The 14,695-nt window shown below is 49.7% G+C and carries 14 protein-coding genes; 6 read left to right on the plus strand and 8 right to left on the minus strand.

Features of this window, described 5'->3' with window-relative positions; all coding sequences use genetic code 11:
• Positions 1-263 precede the first annotated feature (263 nt).
• The 5 genes from ACFS7Z_RS06600 (at position 264) to ACFS7Z_RS06620 (ending at position 5,625) form a co-directional block, all read left to right on the plus strand.
• Positions 264-2,159: a hypothetical protein gene (locus ACFS7Z_RS06600; RefSeq protein ID WP_377482588.1), complete on the plus strand. Its 1,896-nt coding sequence runs from the start codon at positions 264-266 to the stop codon at positions 2,157-2,159.
• 283 nt (positions 2,160-2,442) lie between these two features.
• A complete protein-coding gene (locus ACFS7Z_RS06605; protein ID WP_377482590.1) occupies positions 2,443-3,279 on the plus strand; it encodes a CvfB family protein in 837 nt (278 codons plus the stop codon).
• 236 nt (positions 3,280-3,515) lie between these two features.
• Complete coding sequence (locus ACFS7Z_RS06610; protein ID WP_377482592.1) at positions 3,516-4,187, plus strand: oxidoreductase; 672 nt, start codon at positions 3,516-3,518, stop codon at positions 4,185-4,187.
• Positions 4,188-4,238: 51 nt separating this feature from the next.
• Positions 4,239-5,024 (plus strand): SAM-dependent methyltransferase, encoded by a 786-nt coding sequence (locus ACFS7Z_RS06615; protein WP_377482594.1) that lies wholly within the window; start codon positions 4,239-4,241, stop codon positions 5,022-5,024.
• Positions 5,025-5,136: 112 nt separating this feature from the next.
• Positions 5,137-5,625: a hypothetical protein gene (locus ACFS7Z_RS06620; protein ID WP_377482596.1), complete on the plus strand. Its 489-nt coding sequence runs from the start codon at positions 5,137-5,139 to the stop codon at positions 5,623-5,625.
• 107 nt (positions 5,626-5,732) lie between these two features.
• On the opposite strand, the gene ACFS7Z_RS06625 is transcribed toward ACFS7Z_RS06620, so the two are convergent.
• The 8 genes from ACFS7Z_RS06625 to cmk all read right to left on the minus strand — a co-directional run bounded on the left by ACFS7Z_RS06625 (position 5,733) and on the right by cmk (position 12,774).
• Positions 5,733-6,674 (minus strand): succinylglutamate desuccinylase/aspartoacylase family protein, encoded by a 942-nt coding sequence (locus ACFS7Z_RS06625; RefSeq protein ID WP_377482598.1) that lies wholly within the window; start codon positions 6,672-6,674, stop codon positions 5,733-5,735.
• A 1-nt stretch (position 6,675) separates the two neighbouring features.
• On the minus strand, positions 6,676-7,575 hold the full coding sequence (gene rimK, locus ACFS7Z_RS06630) for a 30S ribosomal protein S6--L-glutamate ligase (protein WP_377482600.1): 900 nt from the start codon (positions 7,573-7,575) through the stop codon (positions 6,676-6,678).
• Between the two features lie 7 nt (positions 7,576-7,582).
• Positions 7,583-8,065 (minus strand): ATP-dependent zinc protease family protein, encoded by a 483-nt coding sequence (locus ACFS7Z_RS06635; protein ID WP_377482602.1) that lies wholly within the window; start codon positions 8,063-8,065, stop codon positions 7,583-7,585.
• A 163-nt stretch (positions 8,066-8,228) separates the two neighbouring features.
• On the minus strand, positions 8,229-9,434 hold the full coding sequence (locus tag ACFS7Z_RS06640; RefSeq protein ID WP_377482604.1) for a PQQ-dependent sugar dehydrogenase: 1,206 nt from the start codon (positions 9,432-9,434) through the stop codon (positions 8,229-8,231).
• A 191-nt stretch (positions 9,435-9,625) separates the two neighbouring features.
• Positions 9,626-10,438, minus strand: a complete 813-nt coding sequence (locus tag ACFS7Z_RS06645) for an alpha/beta fold hydrolase (protein ID WP_377482606.1) — start codon at positions 10,436-10,438, stop codon at positions 9,626-9,628.
• A gap of 71 nt (positions 10,439-10,509) precedes the next feature.
• Positions 10,510-11,088: a DUF502 domain-containing protein gene (locus tag ACFS7Z_RS06650; protein WP_377482608.1), complete on the minus strand. Its 579-nt coding sequence runs from the start codon at positions 11,086-11,088 to the stop codon at positions 10,510-10,512.
• An 81-nt stretch (positions 11,089-11,169) separates the two neighbouring features.
• Positions 11,170-12,060 (minus strand): 4-hydroxy-3-methylbut-2-enyl diphosphate reductase, encoded by an 891-nt coding sequence (locus ACFS7Z_RS06655; protein WP_377482610.1) that lies wholly within the window; start codon positions 12,058-12,060, stop codon positions 11,170-11,172.
• Positions 12,061-12,069: 9 nt separating this feature from the next.
• Positions 12,070-12,774 (minus strand): (d)CMP kinase, encoded by a 705-nt coding sequence (cmk, locus tag ACFS7Z_RS06660; RefSeq protein WP_377482612.1) that lies wholly within the window; start codon positions 12,772-12,774, stop codon positions 12,070-12,072.
• A 265-nt stretch (positions 12,775-13,039) separates the two neighbouring features.
• On the opposite strand from cmk, the gene ade reads away from it, so the two are divergent.
• A complete protein-coding gene (gene ade / locus ACFS7Z_RS06665) occupies positions 13,040-14,680 on the plus strand; it encodes an adenine deaminase (RefSeq protein WP_377482614.1) in 1,641 nt (546 codons plus the stop codon).
• Positions 14,681-14,695: the final 15 nt, after the last annotated feature.

Consider the following 14,695-nt stretch of genomic DNA (forward strand, 5'->3'; position numbering starts at 1 on the left):
TCCTGATGTTCTTGCTTTTAGTACTTTAAAGGTAAGGACACCTGTGCTATTAAACCAATATTATTAGCAATTTTTTATTCACATTGTTATCAACAGTTGTTGATAAACTAAAATTATTAGTAACTACTGCCACTATAGGTCCCATCTTGACTCCGAGATTGAAGGAATATCAAATTGTAAGCAGGAGGAAATACTAATGCTTTAATAAAGCGTTATATTAGTAGCTGTTAAAAGTGATGCTTCAGCGCCGTTAACTTCTATTCATGTCTATTTCGCACCTCTTCTTCTGCCGTTTACCAGTGGCTTGCCTTGTAGGCTTGCTCTTGCTGCTGGGAGAGGTATGCCAGGCGCAGCAGGTTATCCCCCCCGTTACACAAGACTCCACCCTCACCGACACGACCCGGCAGAAGTTTGACGACCGGGTGATGGAGAACCTCCGGCAGATGTCGGAGCGGAAGACCATCATGGGGAAATTGCTGAAAGCGATACTGGTGTTCGACCGGGTGGATGAGGAGGTGTATGGCCTGGATGCTGAACTGATTGAGAAGGAGTATGAGAAGCACACATACAAGATTGTGCGCCGCATCGATATCATGTCCTTGAAGCCTTTTGGATATTCTGTCAACGATACTTCCCGGGTACCGGCCAACTTCTTCGAAAAGCTGGGCAATTCCCTGCACGTGAAAACAGGCCGCGGCCAGATCCGAAACAAGCTGCTCTTCGAGAAAAAGGCCCCACTCGAGCCACTGGCACTGATCGAATCGGAGCGTTTGTTGCGCCAGACCTCTTATATTCTGGATGCCCGCATTATTGTGAACGAGGAAACCACCACTGAAGACAGTGTGGATGTGTTTGTTGTGACAAAAGACATCTTTAGCCTGGGTGGTTCCGGCTCTTACACCCCCTCCTCCGGCCGCGGGCGTGTTTCGCTGCGCGAGTTAAACTTTCTGGGCCAGGGTCACCAGGTAGAGGCTTCTTACCGCTTTAACCTGAACAACAGGCCCCGCCCCTGGGAGGCAGCCGGCTACTACTCCATAGAGAACATTGGCCGCACCTATATTGCCGCTGATGTGGCTTACGTAGATAAAAACTACTTTAAAGAGAAAAGTGCGCACCTGCGCCGCGACTTCTTCTCTACCAACACCAAGTATGCCGGTGCGGTAGGAGTAAGCTGGATTGACCAGCGCATTATGTTACCGCCTACCTCCGAAGATACTATCCCCACCTATGCCAACCTGGTCTATAACCAGCAGGATGCCTGGCTCGGCCGCTCCTTCAGGTTTAAGTCTTACAACTTGGGGTATGAACCCCGCAGCCGGCTCATCCTGGGGCTCCGCTACACCCGCACAGATTATTCTGTCAGGCCCTCAAACAGCTTCCAGGACAACACGCTCATCATGGGAAGTTTGGGCTACAGCATCCGGAAGTACTACAAAGACCGTTACCTGTTTGGTTTTGGTAGAACAGAGGACGTTCCAGTCGGCACGCTCCTCTCCTTCACTACCGGTTATGAGAAAGGCGACCTCAGGGAGCGGAAGTACTTTGCTGCCTCGATCTCACTGGCTAAATATGAAACAGAATTCGGTTACCTGTATGGTAAAGCCTCTTATGGTTCTTTCATGCGGGAAGGAAAGTGGGAACAAGGTGTACTGCAACTGGAAAGCCTATATTTTACAAAGCTGGCGGAGTGGGGCAACTGGAAACTGCGCCACTTTTTCTGGGGCCGAAGCACCTGGGGCATCAACCGTAACCCGGAGGAACTGCTTTCCATCAACGACGAGAGCGGGCTGCGCGGCTTCCGTTCTACTCTTCTGCGGGGCTCCCGCCGTGTGTCTCTTAATTATGAAGCAAACCTGTATACCCCGTTCTCCCTCTTCGGATTTAAGCTCGCCACGGTGGCTTTCGCTGATTTAGCCTGGCTATCGGCCGGAAACAAAAGCTCTCCGTTTAAAGGAGTGCCTTACCAGGGCTATGGCATCGGGTTCCGCTTCCGGAACGAGTACCTGTCTTTCAGCACGATACAGCTCACGCTGAGTTATTACCCGCAGTTGCCGGTCAATGAGCAAATCAACGCCTTTCGGATTTTCAACACTTCCCGGCCTTACTATGATTTCCACGATTTTCAGTTCACCCGCCCCGGCGTTGCTGACTTTTATTAGGGAAGCGGCGAAAACCAAAGCATAGGCTTAGCCTGAATAAAATCAGAAAAAAGGCAGCCTGCGAAGGGCTGCCTTTTTTTGTTCCTGCAGCAGCACGGAAAGGTAAGTGAGCACATGTTGGTTGGTTCATCAACGTATCATGAAAACCTGCTCAGGCGAATATTCTCCTCTTCATACATACTCATACCTTCCCCATGCGCTGTCACGCCTTTCAACCGGGGCAGTATTTTGTTAGTTTTGTAAAAGCATTCCCGTATAACAGCAAAAACAGAGAAGACACAACATGATAGAACTTGGCAATTACAACAAACTGGAGATAGCACGCGAAGTGGATTTTGGAGTATACCTCACCTCTGAGGACGGAGACATCCTGCTGCCCGCCAAATACATCCCAAAAGGAGCACAGGTAGGTGACATGGTGCGCGTGTTCGTGTACCGCGACTCCGAAGACCGTATTATTGCCACTGACCTGGAGCCGTTTGCTACGGTTGGCCAGTTTGCCTGCCTTACCTGCACCGACACTGCCTCGTTTGGCGCTTTCCTCGACTGGGGACTGGAGAAAGACCTGCTGGTGCCGCTCAACAACCAGAAAGACAAGATGCAGGTGGGCCGCAAGTACTGTGTGTACCTGTATCTTGATGAGACATCAGACCGTGTGGTGGCGACCTCCAAGTTGGGCAAGTACCTGCAGAACGAGAACATGCAGCTTACAGAAGGCGAAGAAGTACAACTACTGGTGGCAGGCTTCACTGACATCGGCATTAAGGTAATCATCAACAACGCCTACATGGGCATGCTGTATCAGAATGAAGTGTTCCAGGACCTGCACATGGGCGACAAAACCACCGGCTACATCAAAGCCATCCGCCCGGACAACAAGGTGGATGTGACACTGCGCAAGCCGGATGCCACCGTACTAAGTGAGGCGGAGGACGCCTCTGAGAAAATAATGCGCTTGCTACAGCAGGGCAATGGCTGGCTTCCCCTCTCCGACAGCAGCACACCCGAAGACATTTACAAGACACTTGCCATGAGCAAGAAAACCTTTAAGCGCGCCATTGGCGGCCTTTACAAAGCTGGCAAAATAGAGATAGAAGAAGGTAGCATCCGCCTCAAATAAGCACCTTGTGCTCCTCCCTTAAATAATATGCCAGGCTTGCGGTTTATATTAGGCAGTGAACTGCGGCCGGTACGGAGAACGCGCTGCAGAGTAACCCCAACCAAAAAGTAAGGTATTCAACTAAATGTTCCGGATGCTACAGATGCCTTACAGTAACAATTTTTTGAGTTTATCTATTATACTTTATAGACTATATAAGCTCAAAGAACGTACTGACTGCGTAAGATATAATTCCTATGCAAAAAGTAAGGATTGCCCTTATTGCAGGCGCCAGCGGACTGGTTGGCGGCCACCTTCTGAACTTACTCCTGAGAAGCCAGCGCTATAGCGAGGTGATATCAGTAGGCCGCCGTGAGCTGCCCCTGATATTCCCTAACCTGGAACAGCGGGTAGTTGATTTTGATAACCTGAACCTGCACTCCTCCGATTTAGTGGCGGATGACATTTTCTGCTGCCTCGGCACTACCATAAAAAAAGCTGGCTCCAAAGAAGCTTTTTACAAGATAGACCACACCTATGTGGTGGATCTGGCCAAAATTACAGCCAATAAAGGAGCTGCTCAGTTTCTAGTTGTTTCTGCCATGGGTGCCGATGCCGGTTCCATGATTTTCTACAACAAGGTAAAAGGCGAGATGGAGCAGCATGTGCAGCAACAGTCTTTTACCTCCGTGCACATCTTCCGGCCATCACTACTGTTGGGTGAGCGGGAAGAGCAACGTACCGGTGAGGAGTTCGCGTCTAAAATCATGAAGCCCCTGAGCAGCCTGATGATTGGGCCACTGGAGAAGTATAAGCCAATAGAGGCCGAAACAGTGGCCAAAGGAATGTTATATGCCGCATCTCAGGACAAACCGGGCGTGCACATCCATCCATCTGACGATATTGCCGAATTAGGTGCTAAACTCTAAACTGTAGCGCCTGCCCTGCCGTAAGCTACAGGCATCTACATTACTTTTTTTATGCCTTCTCAATCAATATACCACGTTTTCCCGAAGGTCTCCCGCTACGATCCGGAGTGGGTGCGCCAGCATTCTATGGGAGAGAACGTACTCTTCAACCTCGAGAGCCTCACTAAATCACTGGAACTGAAGCCAGGAATGCGTGTGCTGGACTTAGGATGCGGCAAGGCCATTAGCTCAATCTTCCTGGCAAAGGAATTCGGTGTGGAGGTGTGGGCGGTAGACAATGCCATCTCTGCCAGCGACAACTACCAGCGCATACTGGATGCAGGCTGCGAAAAGAAAGTGACACCCCTGGAGGCCGATGCCCGTGCCCTGCCCTTTGCCGAAGAGTATTTTGATGTTGTCATTGTAGTGGACTCCTATACCTACTTCGGCACAGATGAAAAGTACCTGCCTTACATTGCCCGCTTTCTTAAACCAGATGGGTTTCTTGCCATTGTAGATGTCTGCTTTACAAAGGAAATAGAAACGCTGGAGCAGGTACCGGATTTCCTGAGCAAGGATTACCAGAAGTACTGGTACTTTATACATACCGTAGACTGGTGGCGCAAGCTCTGGGAGAAGACCGGGCTGGTGCATATAGAGGCAGCCGAGGAACTTGACGAGGCGCAGCACGTGCGGGAGCATTATATTAAGGATTACGAGAAAGAAGGAAGCCCAGATCCCTTTGCAAAAGCATTAAAACTAGACAAGGAGCATTTTATATCATTCTTCAAGCTGATCGGGCGGCGTACCCAGAAAACCGCTTACCTGCAGAACTACAAGAAGGATACTAAAAAGTAGCATACATCACACAATTGTCGCCCTCCGCTTCGTTAGATTATCTATATTTGCAGCCGCTGTAATATTCGGTACAGCAATGTTTATTGCTCATTTTTCAATTCTGTTCAATTTCATGAAGACAATTTACCGCATTTCTTTAGCGCTTGCTATTATGCTGTGCATGGCGGTTGGCGCGCAGGCACAGGAATACCAGACAGGTATTGGTTTCCGGGGGGGGGCCGCATCCGGCCTTACGGTAAAGCACTTTATTAAGAGTGACGCCGCCATTGAGGGTATCCTGAGCACCAGCTTCAAGTACAGGGGCACTGTTATTACGGTGCTGTATGAGAAGCATGCACAGGCATTTGGCGCAAACGGCCTGCAGTGGTACTATGGTTTGGGAGGCCACGTGGGCTTCTACAACGGCCACGACTACTATGACCGCCACCACAAGAACTACGATGACAATGTGGTTGGGTTAGGTGTAGACGGTATACTTGGCTTGGAGTACTATATCCGTGATATTCCCTTTACCATCGGTGCCGATGTAAAACCATACTTCAACATCCCGCGCGGCGGCGGCTTTTGGGATACTGCCCTGCATGTGCGGTATGTGTTTTAGTGGCTGAGATAACGAAAAATAAAAAAGAGGCCTCGCTCATAAGAGAGCGAAGCCTCTTTTTTATTTAAGGCGCTTCCTGTGAAAATTCCTTAGCGCAGCTATCTCACTCAGAAAGAAATATGCATCAGCGCGTCGCCCTGGTTTACGACGGGCATGTTGTTGAGGCCCACTACATAGCCCGCGGCGGGAGCATTCAGCCGGACCTCCATCTCGCCATAAGGATCTGTGATGCTGCCGATGTTTTGATTCTTTTTGATGTACTCTCCCAGCCTGACATGGCTGCGCCACAAGCCAGCATTCTTAGCCCGTAGCCAGATGTCTTTCATGCATACCACACTTTCTTCATGCGGTGGCGTAAAGCTTGCCATCATACCCAGATGGTGCAGCACGCGGCAGCTGCCTTCAATCCCCATACTTATCCCCTTCTCATCAAACCGTAGCGATTCGCCTGTCTCATACACCATAATGGATTTACCCAATTTTGCAGCCTCTTTGCGCAATGAGCCCTGGCGGTAAGGAGAGTTCAGGATAAAGGGCGCACCAAAAGCGCGGGCCAGTTCCTCGTTCCGGTAGTCGGCCAGCACGCAACGTATCTGGGGGTAGTTGGCACGGCTGGAGCCACCAGTGTGGAAGTCCAAGCCATAGTCTACGTACGGAATAACTTCTTTCATGAACCGGTACGCCACGCGGCTGGCCAGTGAGCCGTCGCGGTTCCCCGGGAAACTGCGGTTTACGTCTTTACCATCCGGCACCTCCCTCGAAAAGTTAAGGAAGCCGTAAATATTCAGTACCGGCACTGCGATAATGGTTCCCTTCAGCGGGTACAGCATTTTCTTGGTGAGCATGCGCCGGACAATCTCTGTCCCGTTTACTTCATCACCGTGCATTCCGGCCATCAGCAACACCACAGGGCCATCATGTACAGAGCGGAATACATAGATGGGTATTTCAATAACGGTACCGCTGGGCAGTTTGCTGATGGCTAGTTTCGTCAGCACCTTTTCTCCACGGTCTATGCTTTTACCGTTAATAACGATGGTTTCAGGCATGCTATTCCTTTACTTTTTTCTGCTTTTTTTCCGTGAGCCCCTCTATATACTCAATTATTTTTCCTGCAATATCTTTCTGCGTAGCACGCTCAATACCCTCTAGGCCTGGCGATGAGTTAACCTCCAGAATCAACGGCCCGCGTTTGGACTGCAGCATATCTACACCGGCAATGCCAAGGCCAAGCGACTTGGCAGCCAACAGCGCGGCTGCTTTTTCCTGGCGACTTAATTTAATAAGCATGGCCTTGCCGCCACGATGCAGGTTTGAACGGAACTCTCCTTCCTTGCCCTGCCGCTTCATGGCGCCCACTACCTCGCCGTTCACTATAAACGCCCGGATATCGGCACCACCTGCCTCTGAGATAAACTCCTGCACAATAATGCGGGCCTTCAGGTTATGGAATGCCTCAATCACTGACTCAGCTGCTTTTCTTGTTTCGGCGAGTACCACGCCCAAGCCTTGTGTACCCTCCAGCAATTTAATGACAAGTGGTGCGCCACCTACCTCTTTCACCAGCTCGGATGTTTGTTTGGAGTAGTTGGTAAACGCTGTTTTAGGCATCCCCAGCCCTGCACGCGACAGGATCTGAAGGCTGCGCAGTTTATCTCTGGAGCGCACAATGGCCTGCGAGTCTACGGCGCTTTTCACTTTCATCATCTCGAACTGCCGCACCACGGCAGTACCGTAGAAAGTAACAGAAGCCCCGATGCGGGGAATAATAGCATCTATATCAGTTAAGCGCTCGCCTTTGTAAAGAATATGTGGGTCGCCCTGCTCAATAACGAGGTCGCAGCGCAGGTGGTCTAACACAACAGCCTGGTGCCCCCGTTGCTCAACTGCCTCTACTAAGCGGCGGGTAGAATACAGCTTCTGGTCACGGGAGAGAATGGCAATTTTCATAAATGATTTATTTCTTGATTTTTTTGATCTTCAATTTGTGTGCGAGGTTCTTGCGTGACACATCCACAATGAACTTCCCCTTTAGCAGCTTGCGGCCAATCAGCACGGGGTATTTCATGTCACTGCGGTCTGACAACGAAAACTCGGCGTCAATGGTCTCATCAAAGAGCTTTATTTTTGTACGGATGACATACCGTTCCTGCACCTCCCCTATGGAACTCTTTATTTCACGCAGGTCGTATTCCGAAAACTTGAGCTTTTTGTGGTTATACTTTGGGTGAGAAGGGTCCAGCAGATCCAAAGCAATCACCTTTGTTCCGTCGGCCTTTGTCTCTTCGTGTATATCAGAACAATGAATCGCAGACGTATAAGCACCAGTGTCTATCTTGGCTTCTATCTCGTCAATGTCCAGTTCCGGAAACGAAACTAACTCACGCCTCCCGATAACTTTCTTTTCAGGCTTTAGACTACTTTGTTTTCCCTCTTTCATAAGCTACTCTGAATAATTATGCATGCTGCATTATGAATTATGAATGGGATTTACCGGATGAAAAGTTATTCAGCTTCTCCTTCGGTGTATTCCTCTCACTTAAAGTTGAACCACGTGTGGTGGAGCTTATTCATTCATACTTTCTAATGCAGCATGCATTATTCTATTTGCTGTAAGTAATGCGGTAGATGGCATCGTTCTTGTCGTCTGACACCAGCATAGAGCCATCCTGCATCTGCAGCACGTCCACCGGACGGCCCCAGTCTTCCTGGCCCTGTAGCCAGCCTTCCGCAAATGGCTTGTGCGTGGTTTTTCCGTTCGCGTCTGTCGTTACAGTGGCTACGCTATAGCCTATCTTTTCGGAGCGGTTCCAGGAGCCATGCTGTGCTACAAATATCTGGTTCCGATACTCCTCTGGGAACATGTTGCCTGTGTAGAACTTCATACCCAGCGTTCCGCCATGTGGATGCAAATTCTGCACAGGTGCCACAAACTCATTGCAGTTTCGGTTCTTGCCAAATTCAGGATCCGACACCTCACCGGCATGGCAGTATGGGTAACCAAAGTGCTGCCCTTTCTCTGTCGCACGGTTCAACTCATCCGCCGGCACATTATCGCCCATCAGGTCGCGGCCATTGTCTGTGAAGTACAGGTCTTTTGTTTCCGGGTGCCAGTCGAAGCCAACGCTGTTACGCACGCCCTCGGCATATACCTCCAGATTAGAGCCATCGGGGTCCATACGGGAAATGGAGGCATAGATGGGTTTTTCTGATTTACATATATTGCAGGGTGCTCCCACCGGCACATAAAGCTTTCCGTCCGGGCCAAAGGCAATGTATTTCCAGCCATGGTGCTCATCGCTGGGAAACTGGTCGTTCACTACTTCGTATTTAGGCTGATTGCGGAATGTCTGCTCGATGTTATCAAAACGGATGACGCGGTTCACCTCGGCCACATACAGGTCTCCGTCGCGGAGAGCTACACCATTCGGCATCTTCAGCCCGGAGGCCACTACTACAACTTCATCGGCTTTGCCATCGCGGTTTTCATCTACCACGGCGTATACCTTGTCTTCCTCACGGGTGCCCACGAAAAGAATACCCGACTCACTCATAGCCATAGAACGGGCGTTGTCCACATCTTTGGCGTAGTAATCTATACGGAAGCCTTCGGGCAATTTGATTTGCTCCAGGCCTTCCTCAATAGGGCCTGTAGGTATACCTATATCCGAGTCGCTCACTGCCTGCTGCGTTTCAGTTGGTCCCGTTTTGGTAACCTCCCCGTTTTCAGCATTTTCGTTGGAAGAACAGCCTGTGCTTAAAGCCGCAACGGCAAAGAAGGACAGTATAAAGCTTAGTGTTTTTTTCATTATGAGGGGCGTCTTGTAAATTTTTAGTGTTCAAAATTGCGCATACTCCCTTCAAGTAGCAACAGCTACGGCAGCATGGCTCATTGATTTAAGCTAATTATACTCGTACAGGGGCACAATGTTTAAATGAGAAGGTGGTTTACTACTTACAGGCACTTGCAACGGACTCGTTCCGCCTGATAAAGCCTGTTTCAGCGCCCGCCTTTCATCCGCTTCCGGTGCAGCAGCGCCGCTACATCCTGCAACAGGTAAGAGTGACCTGTTTTCAAGACAACCAATTCCCCTTTATCCAGTGCATCTACAAACACGCCTACCCTTTTAGGAGCTATGATTTTGTCGTACTCCCCCAGAAACATGGTAACAGCTACCTGGTGCCTGTTAAGCAGGCGCACAATTTTCCGGATATCGAAGTTGAGCTCCCTAAAGCCTACCCAGCTGCGGTACACGCGCAGGCGCTTAGAAGTGCTGTCCATTTGGTAGTGGGCAAAGCGCAGCATGCTTTTGTGCACGATGTTGTATCTGTCCAGCATGCGCAGCAGCCCAAAGAAAAACTCCGGCTTTACCACGGTTCGCTTAAAGAGCTGCTGTAACCAACCGGGGTAAGTGGCAATGTTATACCAGAAGCTCGTTTTAATGCCGTCCGGCGCAATCAGGAACAGCTCCTCAATTTTCTCCGGCATACACTCCACCAGCGTTAGGGCAAACTTACCACCCATGCTGAAACCCATCAGGGAGAATCGGTCCAGTTGCTCTTTGTGCAGAAAGTGCTCGATGAGTTCCTGAAGAAAATCCTTGGAGAGGGGCATACTACGTTTGTGCAGGTAGCTGCGCCCATGAAAGAAAAGGTCGAAAGCGAAAATAGTATAGTCATTGCCTAGCGCCTGCTCCATGGAGTGGTAATAGCTGCTGTTCTGCCCGTAGCCATGGAAGGCCAGCATCGCACGGCTGCCGCGCCCAATGACCCGGTAGTGCAGTTTGGAGCTATTTTTAATGATAAAAGGCAAACTTTCTAATTACGAATTATGAATTCCGAATGGTTAAATTTTATACACCATCAGGCTATCAAAGGCAACAACTACAGCTTCGATACGCCGCCTGAAACGATGAACTTCATCACTTCGCTGCTGGGGACGTCCAAGAGAGTAACGTTCCGCTTGGGCACAAGAAACAGCTCCCCGGAAAAGTTATAGGAGTGCGGAAAGTACACGGCTACTTTGTCTTCGATGTTGATGGTGGCCAGCGTATCCTGCGTTAAGAAGCCCAGTTTGTAGTTGTCAGACTCTTCTGCCATCTTCACCATAACCGGCTGGTTAAACTTTTGGTTATCTCCCACAAAGGCATCGAACAGGTCTTTGATGCTGGAGTAGATAATGCTGACGAGCGGTACCTTGTGCAGGAAACGCTCTGTTACGATAAAGAAGGGTTTCACAAAAAAAGAGGAACCGATAAACCCGACCAGCGTCAACAACATTACCATCAGCAGAATACCCAGCCCTGGAATGCCCAGGTCAAAGAGGCTGTCCAGCCAATCAATAATGCCCACCACTATAAAGACGGTAATAGCAATGGGTGCTATGATTAAGAGTCCGTTTATGAAGTAACGGAAGATGTTTCTCATAAAGATGACGTTCAGAAAGCGGAAGTATCGGGTCATGTGCTTGCGTTTACAAAAAAGGCTTTGCCGTAGCAAAGCCTAAATGTAGCAAAAATGCCAATATAGTATACTGGTAATATTTCACACAGGCTCTGCCTCAATGGCGGCTATGCTGGTAGCCACCTGCTCCATCAGCCACATAGGGGTAGACGTTGCACCACAAACTCCTACACTCGTAGCATAAGCGAACCACTCGTCTACCAGTTCCTCTTCGTTTTCTACAAAGTAGCTGTTCGGGTTGTGCTGCTTACATACGCTGTACAATGCTTTTCCGTTCGAGCTTTTCTTGCCGCTCACAAACACAATAACATCGTGCTCAGCGGAGAACCTGGCCAGTTGCGGCTCACGGTTAGATACCTGCCGGCAGATGCTGTCGTTGGCATCGAACGTGGGCTGGGTACTATCTTGGTTTGCCTGCTTTAAACGCTCCTCTATCAGGGCCTTGATATGGTAGAAGCCCTTTGTGCTTTTTGTTGTCTGGCTGAAAAGCGTTACCGGGCGGGTAAAGTCAATTTTATCCAGATCCTCCTCCGTCGTCACAATGATGGCATCATCGCCTGTCTGGCCGGCCAAACCGATAACCTCTGCGTGGCCCACCTGGCCATAAATAACAATCTGTCCGTTCTCTGCTTTGCCACCGTCATAAGCATGCTTCACGCGGTTCTGCAGCTTCAGCACCACAGGGCAGGAGGCATCAATAAGTTCTATGTTATTTTCCAGGGCCAGTTTGTAAGTTTCCGGCGGTTCACCATGCGCCCTGATGAGTACTTTGCAATCGCGCAGCTCCTGCAACTGCTCACGGTCTATAATGCGAAGGCCTTTGTTGTAAAGGCGCTTCACTTCCATTCCATTATGCACTATATCTCCCAGGCAGTAGAGCTCTTCGCAATGCTCCATCTCATCCTCAGCCATCTGTATCGCAAACTCCACCCCAAAACAATAACCGGAGTTTTTATCTATAGTTACCTTCATTTTTCTGTTTCAGTTCTTCTGCAAAGAAACTTCATTTCTTAATATTTTGGATGCCACCTTCTCTAGCACAAAATCCACCTGTTCATCAATCGTCATGTGCGAGGTGTCCAGCAGGTGTGCGTCCTCGGCACGGCGCAACGGGCTTTCTTTTCTGGTAGAGTCAATATGGTCGCGCTTCTGCAGGTTCTCGCGTATATCGTCCAGGTTCACCAGCTGCTTTTTCTCCAGCAACTCCTCCTGCCTGCGCTTGGCACGCGTATTTACATCAGCGGTCATGAAAACCTTTACCTCCGCATCCGGAAAAACGGCTGTTCCTATGTCACGGCCATCCATCACTACACCGCGCTTCCTGCCCATCTTCTGTTGCTGAGCCACCATGGCATGGCGTACCTCCGGCACTACGCTTACTTCGCTTACCTGGTTCGATATATACATTTTCCGTATCTCATCTTCCACGTTCAGCCCATTTAGGAAAACTTCATTACGCGCAGTTTTTGGGTTGTAATGAAACTCCACTTCTACCTTATCCAGGGCATCCTTTATTTCTCTGGGGTTGGTAAGTGCTATGTGGTGCTTCAGAAAATACAACGTAACCGCCCTGTACATGGCACCGGTATCTATGTAGGCGTATCCAAGTTCTGCGGCTACTAACTTTGCCGTGGTGCTTTTGCCACATGAGGAATACCCGTCGAGTGCGATTACTATTTTCTTCATATTAAAGGAGAACCAAAGGAGGTTTTAATTGGAGTCGCAGGGGCAAGGCAGGTTGCCAAGCTTGCTTTTCCTTTTGAGGGATGCTGTCTTTTTTTGCTGAGGCGTTTTGGCGGTACAGCCAGCCAGAGGGCCTGTAGCAAGAAAACTCGCCAAAATCAGGCATGAAATTATCTTTCTCAAATCAACTGAATTTAATGCAAATATAAAGTAATTTACCGTTTTCCGCCCACTATAAGGGCTATTAACAAAATAAACACCTGTTACCATGCACACCAGTTTTTCCATTAGCGGACGCATTGTCGACATCCATAGCCAAGGGATTTATGATGGCACTGTTCATGTCTCAAACGGCCGCATTTCTAAAATAGTTCGTGAGGCCACAGCGGCCACCAATTATATTTTACCCGGATTTATAGATGCCCATGTGCATATCGAGAGTTCCATGCTGGTGCCCAGTGAGTTTGCCCGGCTGGCCGTTCCGCATGGCACTGTAGCCACTGTATCGGACCCGCACGAGATAGGAAATGTACTTGGTCTGAAGGGGGTGGAGTACATGATTGAGAATGGAAACAAGGTGCCTTTCAAGTTCTATTTTGGAGCTCCGTCCTGTGTTCCGGCCACACCCTTTGAGACAGCCGGCGCAGAGATTTCGGCCGCTGATATTGAGAAGCTGTTTCAGCGGGAGGAGATAAAGTACCTGGCAGAAATGATGAACTGGCCCGGCACGCTGCATCGCGCACCCGATGTGATGGAGAAGATTGCACTGGCGCAGAAGTACAACAAGGTAGTGGATGGCCATGCCCCGGGCTTGCGGGGAGATCAGGCCCTGCTATATGCCTCCGCAGGCATCAGCACCGACCATGAGTGTTTCACAGCCGAAGAGGGTCTGGACAAACTGGCTGCAGGCATGAAAATCCTGATACGGGAGGGCAGTGCGGCTAAGAACTTTGAGGCCCTAATTCCGCTGCTCCCGGAGCACTACCGGCACATCATGTTCTGCTCTGACGACAAACATCCCGACAACCTGGTGGAGGGACACATTAACCTGCTGGTAAAACGGGCGCTGGCAGATGGAAACGACTTATTCCACGTGCTGCAGGCGGCCTGCGTGAACCCGGTGGAGCACTATAAGCTGGAGGTTGGCCTGCTGAGAGAGGGCGATGCCGCCGACTTTATAACGGTGGACAACCTGGACAACTTCAATGTGCAGGCCACTTACATAAACGGGCAGCTAGTAGCAGAGCACGGGAAAAGTAAAATTGCCTTCACAGAGAGTGACGAGGTCAACAACTTCAACACAGACTTAAAATCGCCGGAAGAGTTTGCTGTACTGGCCGGTGCCGCCACCAAAATCCGTGTAATGGAGGCATTCGACGGGCAGCTCATTACGAAAGAAAGCTGGGCTACGCCTAAGGTAGAAGGTGGCTTTATAATGCAGGACGTGGCGCAGGATGTGTTGAAGCTGACAGTAGTGAACCGGTACGAAAATGCACCGCCGGCTGTGGCTTTCATCAAGAACATAGGTTTAAAAGAAGGAGCCATTGCCTCTTCCGTCGGGCACGACTCCCATAACATTGTGGCCGTGGGAGTGGATGATGAAAGCATCGCCCGGGCTGTTAATCTTATCATACAATCCAAAGGCGGCGTGGCTGCCGTACGTGAAGGGGTGCAACAGTTGTTGCCGCTGCCAGTGGCAGGCATCATGTCGGCAGAAGATGGGTATAGAGTAGCAGAACACTACTCCGCATTAGATCGCATGAGCAAGGAGATGGGCAGCAAACTGGAGTCGCCGTTTATGACGCTTTCCTTTATGGCATTGCTTGTTATACCGTCTTTAAAGCTCAGCGACAAAGGTCTTTTCAACGGAGATGAATTCAAATTCGTATCTGTGGCAGAAATAGATTAATTATAATAGATTAAC

This window comes from Pontibacter toksunensis (genome assembly GCF_042686245.1).
GTDB classification, from domain to species: Bacteria; Bacteroidota; Bacteroidia; order Cytophagales; family Hymenobacteraceae; genus Pontibacter; species Pontibacter toksunensis.